The sequence below is a fragment of the Pseudomonas prosekii genome, assembly GCF_900105155.1.
Classification (GTDB): domain Bacteria; phylum Pseudomonadota; class Gammaproteobacteria; order Pseudomonadales; family Pseudomonadaceae; genus Aquipseudomonas; species Aquipseudomonas prosekii.
The window spans coordinates 5,889,262-5,906,754 of record NZ_LT629762.1 but is presented as its reverse complement, the minus strand read 5'-3'; the positions used below and the strand labels follow the sequence as shown (position 1 = coordinate 5,906,754).

Below are 17,493 nucleotides of genomic sequence, written 5' to 3'. Positions count from 1 at the left end.
TTTCACGAAGTATGCGATAAACCGCACATTTGAAAAGATACAAATTCAGGCCTTGGAAGTCTCGGATGGCGCGAGGGTCACAGCAAAACTGGCCAAATGGCCAGCATTGAGGTCGAGCCTTAGACTACGCGGACTGCACCGACCACCAACGCGGCAACAGCTGTTTGACCTTGCTCTCGCCAAAACGATCATCAATCAGCATCACCACGCCTTGGTCCTGTTGCGTGCGGATCACCCGCCCCGCCGCTTGCACGACTTTTTGCACGCCTGGATAGAGATAGGTGTAGTCGTAGCCGGCGCCGAAAATGGCGGCCATGCGGTGTTTCATCTGCTCGTTGATCGGGTTCAGTTGCGCCAGGCCCAACGTCGCAATAAACGCACCGATCAGCCGCGCGCCGGGCAGATCAATGCCTTCCCCAAACGCCCCGCCCAACACCGCGAAACCCACGCCTTGGCTGTGCGTGGTGAACTGGTCGAGAAACTCCTGGCGCTGGGTTTCGGCCATGCCGCGCGATTGCGACCACAAGCTGATCTGCGGGTGGCGCTCGGCGAGTAACTGCGCCACTTGCTGGAGATAATCGAAGCTGCTGAAAAACGCCAGGTAGTTGCCGGGGCGTTCGCTGAATTGCCGGGCGATCAGCTCGACAATCGGTTCCAGCGAGGCTTGCCGGTGGACGAAACGCGTAGAGATGCGGCTGACGATGCTGACCTGCAACTGGTCGGCATGAAACGGCGATTCAACGTCGATGCACACGGTATTCGCTGGCGTGCCGAGCAGGTCAGCGTAGTAATTGCGCGGGCTCAGCGTCGCGGAAAACAGCACCGTGCTGCGCGCCGCCGTCAAGCGTGGGCGAATGAACCCGGCGGGCACCACGTTGCGCAGGCACAGGGTCGACAGATTGCGCTTGCGCTCGAGGTCGCGTTTGCTGATGTCGAACAAATACTGCTCGTCGAACAGCTCGGCGACCCGGCCAAACTGCAACATGTCGAAGTAGAAATTCTGCAAAGCGCTGTCGAGGCCTTGCGGATGATCATTCAGGTAATCGCCGATGCTCGCGCTGCAAGACGACAAGGCTTGCAGGAGTTTTTCCGGCGCGCGGTCGTAGGCCTGATACGGGCTGAGTTGCGGTTCATGCAGGGCATTCCATTCGCGGTTGACCCGTTGCAGGGATTTCTTCAACGGTTCCGGCGCAGTTTTGCGCACGTTATTCAGAGTCGCCTGATCGAGGCTGGCGCTGTACATCTGCCGGCCGCGTTCGACGAGGTTGTGCGCCTCGTCCACCAGCACCGCGACGCGCCAGTTATTGGCTTGGGCCAAACCGAAGAGCAATGCGCTGAAATCGAAGTAATAGTTGTAGTCCGCGACCACCACGTCCGCCCAACGCGCCATCTCCTGGCTGAGGTAATACGGGCAAACGTTGTGCTGCAACGCCACATCGCGCAATGCGCTTTGGTTCAACAGGCTTAAGCGACTGGCGGCCTGCCGTGCGCCGGGCAGACGGTCGTAAAAGCCTTGGGCCAACGGGCAGGATTCGCCGTGGCAGGCCTTGTCCGGGTGTTCGCAAGACTTGTCCCGCGCGATCATTTCGAGAATCCGCAGCGGCGGCGCATCGGCGCTGTCGAGGATCACTTGCGCAGCGTCGAGTGCCAGTTTGCGTCCCGGGGTTTTCGCCGTGAGGAAGAACACCTTGTCCAGTTGCTGCGGCGCTAACGCCTTGAGCATTGGAAACAGCGTGCCGACGGTTTTGCCGATCCCGGTCGGCGCTTGCGCCATCAGGCAGCGCCCGGTGCTCACGGCTTTGAACACCGATTCGGCCAGATGCCGCTGGCCCGGACGAAACCCGGCATGCGGAAACGTCAACCCTTGCGCGGCGTGGTTGCGCGCCTCGCGATGGGCCATCTCCTGCTCGGCCCAATGCAAAAACAACTGGCAGTGTTGCTCGAAGAACGCCTTGAGTTCTTCGGCGCGATAACCCTCGACCAGACAGGTTTCCTTCTCGCTGATGATGTCGAAATACACCAGCGCGACGTTGATCTGCGCCAGTTCGAGCTTCTGGCACATCAGCCAGCCGTAGATTTTTGCCTGCGCCCAGTGCAACTGACGGTGGTTGGCCGGTTGTTTGCTCAGGTCGCCGCGATAGGTTTTGACTTCTTCCAGGCAGTTTTGCGTCGGATCGTAGCCGTCCGCCCTGCCCTTTACCGTCAACGATTGATAGTGGCCGATCAGCGCAACTTCGCTTTGGTAGTGGTCGCTGCGGCGTGAGGCCACGGTGCGATGGCCGACGATGCCTTCGAGCGCGGTCGGTGACGGAGTGAAGCGCAAATCGAGGTCGCCGACCTTGGCGGTGAATTCACACAGCGCCCGCACCGCGATGCTGTAGCTCAAGCGCTCTGCTCCGCCCATTGCACGTAACACACGGCAATCGGCATCTGGTGTTCGTGACAGAACTCGAGCCAGCGCAATTGGTTGTCTTGCAGGCGATCGCCCGGGCCTTTGACCTCGATCATGCGATAGGTCTTGTCCTGCGGCCAAAACTGGATCAGGTCAGGCATGCCGGCGCGATTGGCCTTGATGTCGAGCAGCAAACGGCTGAACCAGTGTTTGAGGTGCTCGGCGGGCAGGCAATCGAGCGCTTGATCGAGCAATTCCTCGCTCAACGCGCCCCAGAACACGAACGGCGACTGCACGCCCCACTTGCCGGCGTACCGTTCGCGAATGGTCTGGCGGTAACGGCCGTCATCCAGTTCGGCAAAACAGGCCTGGAACAGTTCGGCGCGGCGATCATGGAAGTCTTCATTGAGCAGGTCCACCGGCCCGCGCTGGAACGGGTGGAAAAACGCTCCCGGCAACGGCGCGAAAATCGCCGGCCAGCACAGCAAGCCAAACAGTGAATTGATCAGGCTGTTCTCGACGTAATGCACCGGCGCCGCCGCTTCGGCCAAGTGCGCCTGCACGTAATACTCGACGGACAGGCCCATATCGCTGCGCGGCAGTTGCAGGTCGAGGCGCTGCATCGCCCGAGCGCTGGCGCGTTTGATCGGCGGCCCGCCGAGTTTGCGCCGCAGCCGTGGCAGCACGCGAAGGAGTTTCTGCTGTTCGGCGGCACTTTCCGGTGCTTGCCCGGCGACCGTCGCCAGTTCCAGCGCCGGCGCATACTCGCCGCAGCGCTCCAATACGCGGATCAGCCGCAGGCGCGCGCCGGGGTAGGCGCAGTCGCGATAGATGATCAGCGCGTTGGCGAAATCGGCCATCCGCTCGCAATACTGGCCGATCTGGAACAGCAACTTGCCGCGCCGACGTTGCAGCCACGGGTTGCTCAGCGCCACAGCGTTGATCTGCTCGACCACTGTCGCGACCTCTTCGCCCGCCTCGAAGCGTTGCTGGCAGTCGTGCAGGAACACGCAGGCATCAACGTCTTCGCGGCTGCGCAACCCGCGGGATTCGGCGCAGAATTCTACTTTTTCGTAGGTGAAGATGCCGAGGTCGGCGAGCACAAACTCTGACCAATCCTGATAAAGATTGCCGAAAAACATCAGGCGCAAGCGGTCACACAGATTCATGATCGTCAGGCTGAACAACCGATCACCCAGCGTCGGGCACCAGTGCTGGAAGCTGCGCGGTTCGGGAAACTGCTCGCTGAGCAGCGGCAGCCAATCGGTCTTCTTGCCTTTCGGTTGCTCGATGGCGTGGCCCAGGCACTGGAGAATTTCGGCTTTGAGCAATACGCCAAACACCTCTTCTATTAATAGCGGCGATTGCTCATCGATCCAGCCCAATTGCAGCAATGGCGCGGCGGCCATGGCGATGTCGCCGATTTCGACGTAATGCAGCTTGCCGGCGCGAAAATGCAGGCCTTTGCGCATGACCATGCGCACCAGCAGCGCGCGCGACTCACGCGGCAGCTGATTGAACTCACCGATAAAGCGTTGTTCCTCTACACTCAGCACGTCGGCATAACGATGCTCAAGCCAATCAAGCACTTGCATGAAGTTATTCAAGTAGTAGAACGGGTCGTCGAGCGGGTTTGCAGTCACAGGAAAATGGGCCATGGCGAGCGAGTACTGGTTATGCGTACAGATACCAGCCATGCCCTGCCGGTGCAAACGGAAAAAGATGGGCGGCGCAGCTAATCGAGAATTTTTCGCCGCGCCATCGAACTTTATGCCGATCAACGGCACCAACCGCCATAGAGCAACATTGAGCAAAGCAGCAATATTCAGCACAGCAGTGATGACTGAAGACAGTCACATTGATTTTTCAAAGCAGCATGAGAGGTGACTATGAATATCAAAACCCTGGGCCTGCCATTGGCAGTAGCGGCCTTCCTGGCCCTGGCCGGTTGCTCGACGCCAACCGTCGTGACCCTGCAGAACGGCACCCAGTATTTGACCAAGGACATGCCGAAAACCGAAACCAAGGACGGCTTCTATGAGTTCGAGGATATTTCCGGGGCGAAAGTGAAGGTCAAGGCTGACGAAGTTGCGACGGTTCGCGAGGAAGACTAAGACCGCGTTATCGTTCTTCGCGGGCAAGCCTCGCTCCTACAGTGGATCGCGTAATCCCTGCAGGAGCGAGGCTTGCCCGCGAAGAGGCCCGTCAATTCACTGCAAATCTATGGCATCCCCGGCATGGCGCTGTCGCACACGACATATCGATCGCCACGCTTGATCATCTCCGCGCGCAGCTTGTGGCACCGCTCATATTCCTGTCGCACCGAATTGTCGATGCTGATGTTGCCCGTCACTTCCGGCAAATTCCCGTTGCCAATGCGCACCGTCGCCCAAGGCTGTTCCGGCTGAACCTGAAACAGGCTTTTCTCTTCAGCAACGGGTTTGGTTTCGATGGCTGGCGGTTTTGGCAATTCATCTGGCGTCATGCCATACCGGCTCAAAATCGAGCTGTGAGGCAAATCCGCAGCGGCGCTCGCCGATAACACGGCCAATGCCAACCCCCAGACAATCCTCTTGCTGTTACTCACGTGACCCCATCTCCTTTTACTCAATGACCGCATTCCGTTAACGAAAAAGTCGGCGGACGCTTTAGTGCAGGTGTTTTGAGTCAGAAAATGGCGGGCGAGTCACGCAATCAGCGCGATGGCGGTTGCACATCTTTGAATTGATGGCGGCTGGAATGACGCCTTCGCGGGCAAGCCTCGCTCCTACAGGGGATCGCGTAATCCCTGTAGGAGCGAGGCTTGCCCGCGAAGAGGCGCTGTCAGGCAATCACAATCCCGGCGCCGGTCAAACTCTCCAGCCCCACCCCGACCAGCGTCACCGAATCACCCCCAAATTTCAGCAGCGTGTCCTGCCCGACCGCCGACGCATGCGCGCGGAAGTTGTCGTCCGGCGTCACGCCCTGCACGCCAAGGAACACCAGTTTGTCAGTCGCCTGATACCCGACCACCCGGTCCTGGCCAAATGCCCCGCTGAACAGGAACGTATTAACCCCGCCGCCAGCCTCAATCAGGTCATTACCGGCGCCGCCGACAAACACGTCATTGCCCTTGCCGCCAATCAAATGGTCGTGGCCATCGAGCCCGAACAACCAGTCGCCGCTGGCCTTCGCGGTCAACGTGTCGGCGCCGGCCCCGCCCTTCACCGTCGAAGCGTATTGCGTGAGATTGCTGCCGACCTTCAAACCATCCGCCGTCACGCTATGGCTGACGTCGTCCTTGAACACGCCCCAGAGAAACGCCGGCTCCTTGGTGATCACGGTGGCGATGTCGCGGGTGATGCTGATCCCGCCGCTCGCATCCTTCACGTACAGATTGCCGACGCCGTCATTGGCGAACGTGAAGTTTTTCACCGATTGCTGCAGGTCGAGCACGTTGCTGCCCTTGCCGCCGAGCACGATGTTGTAGCCACCGCCGTCGCGGAAGATGTCGTTGCCGTCGCGCCCTTCGAGGTAGTCGTTACCCTTGCCGCCCTGAAGCAAATCATTGCCGTCGCTGCCGATGATCAACGTGCTGCCCTTGTGCGTTTCCGCGTTGCGGTTGAGGTCTTGCACCCAAGTGTTAGCACGCGCCGGATCGGAGAGGTTGGCGACAATAATCGTCGAGTCCCTGCTGGTCAGCTCGTAGAACTTCGAGTCGATCACGCGGTTCATGCCGTCGCCATAGGCGCTCGGCAAATGGGAAATCCAGGTCGGCACATTGAGGATGGAAAACGGCAGCACGTTCCACGCCGTCGAGGCGTAGTGATCGTTGAAACTGACGATATTGTCGGTCGCCGAAACCTTGGCCGCGTCGTGCACGCCGAGCGATGCCGAAGTGAAGGTCGAACCGTCGAGGGCGCGAAACACCGGGTCGTTCTCGTAGCCGACGTTGAGCACTTTGTCGGTGCTGCTCTGGGTCGGCGAAGCGTAGGCGATGTAGTTCGAATCCTGGTAGAAACCCGACCACTTGTTGCCGCTCAAATCCGCCAGGCTGTTGACCGCCAGCCCGCCGAGGCTATGGCCGCTGACCAGCACGTCCTTGCCGGACAAGCCATGGGCGCCGGCAAACGCGGCGACGTTGCCGAGCAATTTGCCAAACGCTTCGCCGGCGTAATTTTTTGCGTAATCCTTGGGACCAAAGGCTGCCAGCAGGTCGCTGATGGCGTCGGCGATGGAATCACCGATGAGGATTTCCCGAGGCCCGCTGGTGCCGCGAAAGGAAATCCCGATCTCGCCGAGATGCCCTTGCGCGTCGTACTTGCCGAGAATTTCCACCTGAGCGCTGGTGTATCCGGCCTTCTCGCCGTAGAAGGTGCCGCGCGCATCAGTCTTGCCGTCGTAGCCCAACTGCGCGGCGGTAATCGGCGTCCAACCGGCCTTTTTCACGGCTTCCAGTGCAAGTTTTTCCGAATCGGGATTCCACGGAATGCCGGGAATCACCCCTTGCGAATCGGTGCCGCCAATCAACGCGGCGACCAGCGTGGCCGGCAAGCCGAGGCCGAAACCGTTGTGCTGGTAACCGGTGGCAAAACCGTTATCGAGGTTGTGATAGGAATACAGCGTGATGGCCATGGCATCGCTGAACAACGCCTTGGATTCGGCTGTGCTGAAGTTCTTGTAGTCGAAAACACCCATTGCTATTGCCTCTCTTTTGTTGGAATTGTCAGAGATAGCTCACAGCCAAAGCGCCTCTGGGACGAGGCGCTCCGGAGCATTTCAGTGCGTGCAGTCCTTATGCAAAAGTAAAACTCGAGGAGGACAGGTGATCGAGCCCGACGCCCACCAGCGTCACGGCAAAATCGCCGACTTTGAGCAGCGTGTCCTGCCCGGTTTGCGCGGCATGCTGGGTGTAGTCATAGCCCTGCCCCGCGCCCTGCACGCCGATAAAGACCAATTTGTCGCTGCCCTGATAACCGTTGATCGTGTCAAAACCAAAGGCGCCGCTGAACAGAAACGTGTTGTTGCCGGCGCCCGCGTGCATCACGTCATTGCCGGCGCCACCGACGAAGGTCACGTGGCTTTTGTCGCTGCGCAGCAGGTCGTTGCCGGCATGGCCGAACAGCCAGTCACCATCCTGCGTCGCCGCCAGCGTATTGCCGTAAGCGTCGCCATTCAGTGAATGGTTGTAGTGGGTCAACGCCGTGCCGTTGAGCAAGCCATTGGCGCTGACGGTGTGGGTGACGTCCTTGCTGCCAAACCAAGCACCCGGCTCCTTGCTCACCAGCGCGCCGATGTCGCGCGTCAGGCTGATGCCGCCGTAAGCGTCGCGCACGTACAGCGTGCCGTCGCCGTCATTGGCGAAACTGAAGTTCTGCAACGGTTTTTGCAGTTCAAAGGTGTTGTGGCCCTTGCCGCCGAGCAGGATGTTATAGCCGCCGTCATCGCGAAAACGATCGTCGCCATCACGCCCCTCGATGAAGTCATTGCCGACGCCGCCCTTGAGCAAATCGCTGCTGTCGGTGCCGATAATGAACGTGCTGCCGGTGTGCGGCTCGCCGCTGCGGCCCAAGTCTTCGACCCAGGTCTTGCCGCGCGAATCCTGCTGCAGATTGGAAACGATCAGCGTCGAATCCTTGCTGGTCAGGTCGTAGAACGCCGAATCAATCACCCGATTCAAGCCATCGGCATAACCCAGCGAACCGTGCGCCGACCAGCTCAGCGGATTGAGAATGCTGAACGGCGCCAGGTTCTGCGCGGTGGACGCGTAATGGTCATTGAAGCTGACGATGTTATTGGTCGCCGACGCCTGATAACCATCGTGCTTGCCCAGCGAGCCGCTGCTGAACGTGGTGCCGTCGAGCGCCCGAAACACCGGATCATTTTCATAACCGATGTTCATTACATTGGCGCTTTGCGTCGGCGAAGCGAACGCCACGTAATTGGCTTCCTTGAAGAACCCGCCCCAGTTGTCACCACTCAACTCGGCCACACTGTTGACGCCCAAACCGCCGAGGCTGTGGCCGCTGACCAGCACGTCTTTGGCGCCGATGCCATGGGCGACAGCAAACGCCGCGACATCTTTGAGCAAGCCGTCGAAGGCGTTTTTCGCGTAGTTCTTCGCGTAATCCACCGGGCCGATGGCGGCCAGCAGATTGTTTTTCAGGTCACCGAAGGTGTCGCCATAGCCCAGGCCACCGGTGCCGCGAAACGCCACGCCGAGGCCGATCAACTTGCCGGCGGCGTCGTACTTGCCGAGCACTTCGGCTTCGGCGCTGGTGAAGCCGTCCTTCTCGCCAAAGAACGTGCCTTGCGCCCCGACCTTGCCGTGATAGCCCAACGCCGTTGCGCCAATTGGCGCCCAGGCGCTGGCCGGCAAAGGTTGGCCGGTCGGCGTGTAGGCGTACAACGTCAGCGCGATGGCGTCGTTGTACAACTCCTTGCCGGCGCTGCCGCCGGCGTTTTTGTAATCAAACAATCCCATGTTGTCTGCTTCCTTGCGTCAGATCAGAACTGCCAGTCCAGGGTCAGACCGACGCCGTGGTCCTTTTCGTTGGAGCCAAGCAGGCCGTTGTAATCGAGGTTGACCCGCGTGGTGTTGTTCAACGCAAGTCCGGCGCGCAGGCCGACGACCGCCGCGTCGCGATCCAGCGATACGCTCTGCACGTTGAAGCCGCTGTTGCCCGCCGAATTGGCGAAGGCCAGATGCTGATCGGAATCGACGCTGCTCAGGTTGTGCTGCCAGCCGAGGCTGCCGGACAGTTCGAGTTGCTTCTGATCGGACAAGGCAATCGCTTTGCTCGCGCGCAGGCCGAGGGTCGACAGAACCGCATCGCGATTGTCTTCACCGCCCTTGAGCGCGGCGGCATCACCCTTTTCGGTGAAGCTGTCGCTGTTCAGATGCACGTAAGCCAGTTTGGCGAACGGCTCCAGTGCCAACGGTTGCAGGTCGAGGTGATACGCCGCTTCGGTGAACACTTGCGCGGTGCTCGCATCGCGTTTGTTTTTCTGCTTGCCGCTGACCTCGGCGAATTGCAGATCACGTTTGGAATCGATGCGATGCCAGCTGTACGCAGCGCCGACGCTGAGGCGCAGGGCATCGATTTCATGCCCCAGGTACGCGCCCAAGTGGTAGCTGTCGACATCGGCCGAGGAATGCGTGCCGTCACCCATGCTGATCGAGCTGTCGCTGTAACCAGTGACAAAACCGAGGCGTGTTTCAGGTGCAATCAAGCCATCGCCACCGACCAGCAAGCCGCCAATGGAACTGGTGGAACTGGCGTTTTCATTGCCGCCATCGCTCTTGCCCCAGGCACCAAGGACTTTCACCCACAGGTTGCTGTTGTCATCGGTCGGTGCGCCGGCGTCGTACAGGTCACGTTCTTGCAAACGTGCGCTGACGGCGTCGCGCAGGTAGCGGCTGTCGTTGATCAGCATGTTGCTGATCGCCGGGTGAATCTCGCCCGACAGTTGCTGGAACGCTTGTTGCGCGACCGCGGCATTCGGCGCCAGCAGCAGGGTTTCGTACAGCGCATTGCCCGCGCCCAACTGCTCGGCGGCAGCGGCGACGGCGCGTTGGTTCGGGGTCTGGCCGACGGCGCTGAAGGACGTGGCGTTACGTTCGACCGCGAGTTGCACGCCGGTCGCCGTGTAGTCGAGCGCGCCACCGATAAACAGGTAGTTCGGCACCACCGCAGCGAATTGGCCCTGGATGCCGCCGGCCGCTTGCAGGATGTTGTACTGCTGGCCGAGCAGGCTTTGCGCTTCGGTAGCGCTGAGCAGCGTCGGGCTGTTTTCCAGCGACAGGCTGACCGTGGCGCCGCTGACCGTGGCCGAGCCGCCGGCGACAATCGAATCGCTGCTGGTCGGCGACAGTTCCACGGCGTAGGTCGAGCCTGGCTCGAAGACTACGTCGCCGGCCACTTGCAAGGTGCCGATGGAATTGCCCGGCGCGACGGTGCCGCCGCTTTTGGCGGTCAGTGCGCCGATCCGGCCATTGCCGCCGAGGATGCCGCTGTCATTGACGGTGACTGCCGAGGCCAGTGAACCGTTGATCGCCAGGCGTCCCTGATTGACCAGCGTCGGGCCGCTGTAGGTATTGGCGCCAGTCAGCACGAGGGTGCCGATGCCTTGTTTGGTCAGGCCGCCGTGGCCGGAAATGTCATTGCGCCAGGTGTCGAGCCCGCAATGCACGTCGTTGCACACGCGTTCGGTGGGTTTGCCGGCGTCGATGATCGCGCCGATGCCCGGCAGGTCTGCGACGAACTGGCTGGAACCGTAGGCGCCCTCGATGCGGAACTCTTCAGGCACGTCTTGCTCGGTGACGAATATTGCCGGGCCGTCGATGCCTTTGCCCAGGTTGATCATGCCCCAGCCGTACAACGCGTCGATGCCCGGCGCGCCGAGGTCGGTGGCGGTAGTGCGCAAGACGCTGGCGACTTGCGCGCCGGTCATGTACGGGAAGCGTTCCATCAACACCGCCATCGAACCGGCGACGTGCGGCGCGGCCATCGAGGTGCCGTTGTAGTTGGCGTAACCGGTGCCGACGTTGGCCGGATCGGTGCCGCTGATGATCGAGCTGTAGATTTTGCTGCCCGGCGCCGACACGCAGAAACTGGCGGTGTAGCCGCAGCGCGACGAGAAGGTGCTGATGTTGTAGAGCTCGGGGCTGGTCAGGTCCGGGTTCTTTTGCAGGGCGGCGACGGTGACCCAATTCGGCGCGATGTCCGGCACGAAGTAGCCGAGGCCGGCGATGGCGTCGGGGTTGTTGAGGTTGTAGTCGTTGCCGGCGGCGAAGATCGTCACGATGCCGCTGCGAGCGGCGGCGATTGCACCGTCATAGGCGCCGCCCGGTTTGGTCCCGAGCAACGGCTGGATTTCGTTGAATTGCACCTGCGCGTCTTGCACGGTGAAGTGCGGATACGCCGGATCTCGTCCGCCAAGGTCGAAACGGTCAGTGATGCCGATGCCCCAGCTGTTGTTGATGATGCGCGCGCCGCTGGCGATCAGCGCGTCCCAACCGGCCTTGTAGACGGCGCCGTCGTTGCCGCGAATGATCCCGTCTTCAGGGCCTGGGTCGCCGTTGTCGGCGCTGATGATTTGTGCACCGAACGCGACGCCGTGCATCGGTCCGCCATCGCGGCTGCCGGCAGCAATTCCGCCGACGTGAGTGCCGTGGGCGCCGAGCTTGCCGTCGGAGCCGACCGACGGCGCGCCGTTATACAGAAACGCATCCCCGGCTTTGACCGGGATATACGGGTCGGTGTATTCGCGGATGCCGCTGGTGACCAGGTTGACCACTTTGCCGGCGCCGGAAAACTCCGGGTGCGCGGCGTACACCGGTTGGTCGAAGATCCCCAGTTTCACGCCTTTGCCGGTGTAGCCGGCGGCGTAAGCGTTCTGCGCATTGACCGCGCCCACGCCCCAATCGGCATTGAACTCGGCGCTGCGCCAACTGCCCGGATCCCCAAGCTTGCCGTTCTCGACATATGGCGCAGCCTGCGCAGTGCCCAGTGTCGCCATCGCGCAAAGCACGGCGAGGTTGAGGGTTTTCAGGGCAAATTTGTTGTTGTACTCAACGTTCATCCAGCGACCTTCCTTAGTTGTGTTGCAAAAAATGAGTTGTGCCAAAAATCCGTGAGAGCGCGGTTGCTCGCGGCTCGCGATGAGGTCGTGACACTCGACATCGATGTCGCCTGTCACTCCGCCATCGCGAGCAAGCTCGCTCCCACAGGGTTCTGCGCGAGCGGGCAATCCAGTCCGGCGCATCCGCCGTTAATTCTCAAAACTCCCACTCAAGCAAAGCCCCACACCGAGGCTTTTCGTTTCGCCGCGTTCGCCCAGCCGATCACTCACCTGTAGCAGCTGCCGAGCCTGCGAGGCTGCGTTCGATTGCGCAGCAGTCGCCAACCCTGCCCCACGGTCTGACGCGAACACCGCACCGCCCGATTTCACGACTGCTTCGCAGCCGAACGCAGCCTCGTGCCTCGGCAGCTGCTACGGGACCGTGGCGGCCTTCAACACCATCAAAACTCCCAGTCAAGCTAAGCCCCACACCGAGGCTTTTCTCTTCGTCGCGCTCGCCCAGCCGATCGCCAACCTGTAGCAGCTGCCGAGCCTGCGAGGCTGCGTCCGACTGCGCAGCAGTCGCCAACCCTGCCCCACGGTCTGACGCGAACACCGAACCGCCAGATTTCACGACTGCTTCGCAGCCGAACGCAGCCTCGCGGGCTCGGCAGCTGCTACGGGACCGTGGCGGCCTTCAACACCATCAAAACTCCCAGTCAAGCTAAGCCCCACACCGAGGCTTTTCTCTTCGTCGCGTTCGCCCAGCCGATCGCCAACCTGTAGCAGCTGCCGAGCCTGCGAGGCTGCGTCCGACTGCGCAGCAGTCGTAAACCCTGTCCCCACGGTCTGACGCGAACACCGAACCGCCAGATTTCACGACTGCTTCGCAGCCGAACGCAGCCTCGTGCCTCGGCAGCTGCTACGGGACCGTGTGGGCCTTCAGCGCGGTTAAAACTGCCAATTGAGGCTCAGGCCTACGCCGTGGCTTTTTTCGCGGCTGGCCAGTTGGCCGGTGTAATCGAGGTTGACCCGCACGTCGCGGCTCAGCGCCAGGCTGGCGTGGGCGCCGACCAACGCGGCGTCGCGCACCAGCGGCGCACCTTCCACCGAAAACGCCGTGCCGCCGCTGGCGAACGCCAAGTGCTGCTGCGAATCAACGCTGCTCAAATTGTGCTGCCAGCCCAGGCTGCCGCTCAGGTCGAGCTGTTGCTGACCGGCGAGATTCAGCGTTTTCAACGCGCGCACACCCAACGTGCTGAGCACCGCATCGCGAGTATCGCCATGGCTTTTCAGCGCGGCGCCATCGCCCTTTTCGGTGAAACCTTCAGTGTCGAGATGCACGTAAGCCAGGTTGGCAAACGGCTCCAGTGCCAACGGTTGCAGGTTCAAGCGATACGCCGCTTCGCCGAAGACCTGAGTAGTCGCCGCGTCAACCTTGGTTTTCTGCTTGGCGCTGACCTCGGCGAATTGCAGGTCACGCTTCACGTCCGCGCGATGCCAGCTGTAGGCGCCGCCCGCGCTCAGGCGCCAGGCACCGAGTTCGCGACCGGCATAAGCGCCGAGGTGGTAACTGTCGACCTGCGCCGAAGAATGCGTGCCCGAGCCCATGCTCACCGAACTGTCGCTGTAACCGGCGACCAGACCGATGCGCGTCTGCTCATCCAGCGCCCCGTCGACACCGCCGAGCAATCCGCCAATCGAGGTGGTGTAACCCGCCGTGTCGTGGCGATCATCCGTCTTGCCCCAAGCGCCGAGGGCTTTGATCCAGCCATTGCTCTGTGCGGCGTTTGCGTCATGCAGACGTTCGCCGACCGCATCACGCAAGTAACGGCTGTCGTTGATCAGCACAGAGCCCAGCGCCGGATAAATCTCCCCGGACAATTGCTGAAACGCCTGTTGCGCCGAACTCGCGGACGGTGACAGCAGCACACTTTCGTACACCGCATTGCCCGCGCCCAAACCTTCGACCGCGCCGGCCACCGCACGCTGATTCGGCGTTTGCCCGACACTGGCGAAGCTCGTTGCGTTGCGTTGAATGTTCAGGCCGACGCCGGTCGCGGAATAGTCGAGGCTGCCGCCGATGAACAGGTAATTCGGCAACACCGCGCCGAATTGCCCCTGAACGCCACCGGCTGCTTGCAGAATGTCGTACTGGCGACCGAGCAGACTTTGCACCTCGCCAGTGCTGAGCAATGTCGGGCTGTTTTCCAGCGACAGACTGACCGTAGCGCCAATGACCCTGGCGGTACCGCCCGCGGCAATGCGGTCGCTGCTGGTCGGCGACAGCTCCACGGCGTAGGTCGAACCGGGCGCAAACGTCACGTCGCCAGCCACTTGCAAAGTGCCGATGGAGTTGCCCGGCGCCACCGTAGCGCCGGCATTTGCGGTGAGTGCGCCGATGCGTCCGGAACCGCCCAACGTGCCGTTGTCATTGACGGTGACGGCGGAAGTCAGCGAACCGTTGACCACCAGCAATCCACCGTTGACCGTGGTCGGCCCGCGATAGGTGCTGTCGCCACTGAGCAGCAAACGCCCGGCGCCGGATTTGGTCAGGCTGCCTTCATAAACGCGGCTGGCCGCAGCGGCATCGCGCGCCATGCCCACCGCGTAGTCAGTCTGATCCTGCTGACTGGCGCCCGCCGCCACACCGTTTTCCCAGCCGTTGTCCTTCAGGGTTTGTTGCCAGGCGCTGTGCTCGGCGAGGTCTTCGCGCTGCCGCTGAATTAACGCCTTGTCGCTGATGCCATTGCTCCAGACATCGCTCTGCCCCGCGCCCAGATTGGCGTCGAACGCGCCGAGCAATTGTCCCGGCCCGCGCATCGCCCGATCCAGATTGGCGACGCCCCAGCCGACCTGATTGTTCGGCGCATCGGTGATCGAACCATCGAGCTGCGTCGCGGTGGTCAACAGCACTTGCAGCGCCTGCTGATTGTTCATGTACGGGTAGCGTTCCATCACCAGCGCCAAGGCGCCGGTGGCGTGCGGCGCCGACATCGAGGTGCCGGACTTGATCGCGTATCCGCCATCGGGAATGGTGCTGTCGATCTTCGCGCCGGGAGTGCTGAGGCACCAGTATTTGGCGATGCCACACTGGTTGTACTTCTGCAAATTGCCTTGGTCGAGCCCCGACACCGCCAGCCAATGACCTTCAAGGTCCGGCTGAAAGTACGGCAGCGCCGAGCGCACGCTGGCGTTCGGATAACCGCTGTTGCCGGCGCTGAACACGTTGATCACGCCGCGCCGGGCAACGTCGGCGGCGGCGTCCAGCCAGGTGCCCTGGTTGTAATGCTGGGCGTACGCAGCGTGCAAATCGTCGAGGGTGCGGTAGCTGACGTCGGGCGGCTGGCTGCCCCAACTGTTGTTGATCGCGCGCGCGCCGGAATCGATCAGCGCGTCATAGGCTGCTTTGAAGTAACGCGGATCCGGGGTTGGGCCGAACAGGAAGCTGTCGTTAGCGTTGGTGTTGGCCACGTAGAGCTGCGCGTTGTACGCGACCCCGTGCATGCCGGCGCCGTCACGCGAGGCAGCGATGGTGCCGGCGACGTGGGTGCCGTGGGAATCGTTGTTGCCGTTGAGCGCGCCGTTGACGTTGAACGGCGTGCCGTTGAGGTAGCTGCCGCTGGCGCTGACCGGGTGATAACGGTCTTTGGCGAACTCGGGATGGGCGGTATCGAAACCGGAGTCCAGCTCACCGATTTTCACCCCTTTGCCGGTGATTCCGGCGGCGTAGGCTTGATCGGCCTGCATCCGCGCCAGACCCCAATCGCGCTGAAACTCGGCCGAACGCCAACTGGCGGCATCGCCGGGTTTGCCGGTTTCCAGGTATTGCGCCTGCGCGGCGGCGGGCATGGCGCACACCACCAGCAACAGTGTGCTGATCGATATCGGTTTGATCTTTTCATCGGTGTTCATGAAGACTCGCTTTTTTGGCGTTTTTAGAGTTTTAAGCCCCTGTTTCGGGGTAGTCACTGAGTCGCATTTTTTGCTTGCACGCTTACCTGTGGCGCGGGGGCTTGTCTGTGGCGAGGGGGCTTGCCCCCGTTGGACTGCGCAGCAGTCCCTGCCTCTGGGGTCGCTACGCAACCCAACGGGGGCAAGCCCCCTCGCCACAACAGCCCTTCAGCCCTTCATTCATTCAGTCATTCAGCCCTCCAGCCTTCTGCCCAAACGCCCTCTCTCCACACTTGATGTGGCGTCAACGAACTCGCGGCCCCTGCCCAAATGCCTCATCCACCCGCGCCAGGTCCTGCTCGCTCAAGGTCCCGGCGTAGTAATGCAACTTGGTCCAGGCCATCAAATAGTCGTAGCGCGCTTGCGCCAGATCGCGGCGGGTGGTGAACAGTTGTTGCTCGGCATTCAGCGCATCGAGGTTGACCCGCTCGCCGCCGAGGATGCTTTGTTTGGTCGACACCACCAGCGCTTCCGCCGACGTCAGGGCCTTTTGATAAGCGCGCAATTTATTCACCCCAGACAGACACGCGCTGAACTGCCGACGCAGTTCGATCAAGGTTTCGCGGGTCTTGCCGTCGAGTTCGTATTCGGCCTGCTCCATGGTGCGGCTGGCCTGGCGGGTCATCGCCGAAACGCCGCCGCCGGCATACAGCGGCACACTGACTTCAATACCAATGGTGTTGGTGTCGTAACGCTGGTTGTAGGTGTTGCCGCTTTCCGATTCGTTCTGGCGCACCGAGGCGTAGGCGCTGACTTTCGGCAAGTGCCCGGCGCGATTGCGTTCGACCTCGTAGCGCGCCACTTCCACGGCTTGGCGCTGCGACGCAAGGTTCGGGTTATTCGCCACCGCCATCTCGTGCCAGGTGTCGTAATTGGCCGGTTGCAGCGCGAAGGTCTGGAAGTTCTGATCCAGCGGCGCGAGGTCGCCGATGTTGATCGCCGGCACACCAATCAGCGCGCCCAATTCGCGCAACGACGCGTCCTGCTCGTCGCGCGCCTCGATCTCCTCGGCGGTGGCCAACTCATAACGCGACTCGGCTTCAAGGATGTCGGTACGCGTGCCCTCGCCCTGACGGAACATGTGCTCGTTCTGCTGGAACTGCTGCTCGAACGCCTTCTTTTTTGCCTGGGCGATGTCGATCTGATCCTGCGCGAACAGCGCTTGGGTGTAGTTCTCGAGGACGCGCACCAGCAACTCCTGGCTCTTGCCGCGAAACGCTTCATCAGCGAACAACGACTGCGCGACGCCCTTGCGATACGAAGCGTAGGCCTCGTAATCGAGCAGCGGTTGCTGCACGGTCAGGGTCGAGCCGTAACTGCTGTAGTTGCGGTCATCGGTGCGGTTTTCACCACGCTCATTCAGCGCTGTGGCTTTCGACGAGTTGCGACCCTTGTTGTAGTTGTAACCGATGCGCGGCAGCAGCCCGGCGCGGCCAATAACGCGGTTTTCCAGGCCGGCATCGCGTTCTTTGATCGCGCCGAGGAACACCGGATCATTGCGCAACGCCTGTTCGTAAATCTCGAACGGCCCGAGGGCCAGTGCACTGTTGCACGTGAGCAACGCCAGGGCTGCCCCGAGCATGGAAAGCTTATTCATACCACCG

At 61.5% G+C, this 17,493-nt stretch carries 10 protein-coding genes; 2 read left to right on the top strand and 8 right to left on the bottom strand.

All coding sequences use genetic code 11. The features are described from left to right. Positions 1 to 124 precede the first annotated feature (124 nt). Together BLU01_RS26600 and BLU01_RS26595 are read right to left on the bottom strand one after the other, a co-directional pair. Positions 125 to 2,386: an ATP-dependent DNA helicase gene (locus BLU01_RS26600; protein WP_092281098.1), complete on the bottom strand. Its 2,262-nt coding sequence runs from the start codon at positions 2,384 to 2,386 to the stop codon at positions 125 to 127. Next, entirely contained in the window at positions 2,383 to 4,050 is a 1,668-nt protein-coding gene (locus tag BLU01_RS26595) for a VRR-NUC domain-containing protein (protein ID WP_092281096.1), read from the bottom strand. The genes BLU01_RS26600 and BLU01_RS26595 overlap by 4 nt, the downstream gene beginning before the upstream one ends. Between BLU01_RS26595 and BLU01_RS26590 the strand changes: the two genes are divergently transcribed. Together BLU01_RS26590 and BLU01_RS26585 are read left to right on the top strand one after the other, a co-directional pair. Next, positions 4,049 to 4,279: a hypothetical protein gene (locus BLU01_RS26590; protein WP_092281094.1), complete on the top strand. Its 231-nt coding sequence runs from the start codon at positions 4,049 to 4,051 to the stop codon at positions 4,277 to 4,279. The two genes, BLU01_RS26595 and BLU01_RS26590, sit on opposite strands and share 2 nt — an antisense overlap. Before the next feature lie 2 nt (positions 4,280 to 4,281). Beyond that, positions 4,282 to 4,506 (top strand): YgdI/YgdR family lipoprotein, encoded by a 225-nt coding sequence (locus tag BLU01_RS26585; RefSeq protein ID WP_092281092.1) that lies wholly within the window; start codon positions 4,282 to 4,284, stop codon positions 4,504 to 4,506. 107 nt (positions 4,507 to 4,613) lie between these two features. On the opposite strand, the gene BLU01_RS26580 is transcribed toward BLU01_RS26585, so the two are convergent. The 6 genes from BLU01_RS26580 to BLU01_RS26550 all read right to left on the bottom strand — a co-directional run bounded on the left by BLU01_RS26580 (position 4,614) and on the right by BLU01_RS26550 (position 17,486). Beyond that, a complete protein-coding gene (locus tag BLU01_RS26580) occupies positions 4,614 to 4,979 on the bottom strand; it encodes a hypothetical protein (RefSeq protein WP_092281090.1) in 366 nt (121 codons plus the stop codon). Between the two features lie 236 nt (positions 4,980 to 5,215). Then, positions 5,216 to 7,069 carry a polyurethane esterase gene (locus BLU01_RS26575; protein ID WP_092281088.1) on the bottom strand — a complete coding sequence of 618 codons (1,854 nt, stop codon included), beginning with the start codon at positions 7,067 to 7,069 and terminating at the stop codon, positions 5,216 to 5,218. A 97-nt stretch (positions 7,070 to 7,166) separates the two neighbouring features. After that, on the bottom strand, positions 7,167 to 8,855 hold the full coding sequence (locus BLU01_RS26570) for a polyurethane esterase (protein WP_092281086.1): 1,689 nt from the start codon (positions 8,853 to 8,855) through the stop codon (positions 7,167 to 7,169). Between the two features lie 23 nt (positions 8,856 to 8,878). Then, positions 8,879 to 11,956 carry an autotransporter serine protease gene (locus tag BLU01_RS26565; protein ID WP_092281084.1) on the bottom strand — a complete coding sequence of 1,026 codons (3,078 nt, stop codon included), beginning with the start codon at positions 11,954 to 11,956 and terminating at the stop codon, positions 8,879 to 8,881. Positions 11,957 to 12,886: 930 nt separating this feature from the next. Further along, a complete protein-coding gene (gene eprS / locus BLU01_RS26555; RefSeq protein WP_092281080.1) occupies positions 12,887 to 15,850 on the bottom strand; it encodes an autotransporter serine peptidase EprS in 2,964 nt (987 codons plus the stop codon). Between the two features lie 283 nt (positions 15,851 to 16,133). Further along, on the bottom strand, positions 16,134 to 17,486 hold the full coding sequence (locus BLU01_RS26550) for a TolC family outer membrane protein (protein WP_371918714.1): 1,353 nt from the start codon (positions 17,484 to 17,486) through the stop codon (positions 16,134 to 16,136). Positions 17,487 to 17,493 lie beyond the last annotated feature (7 nt).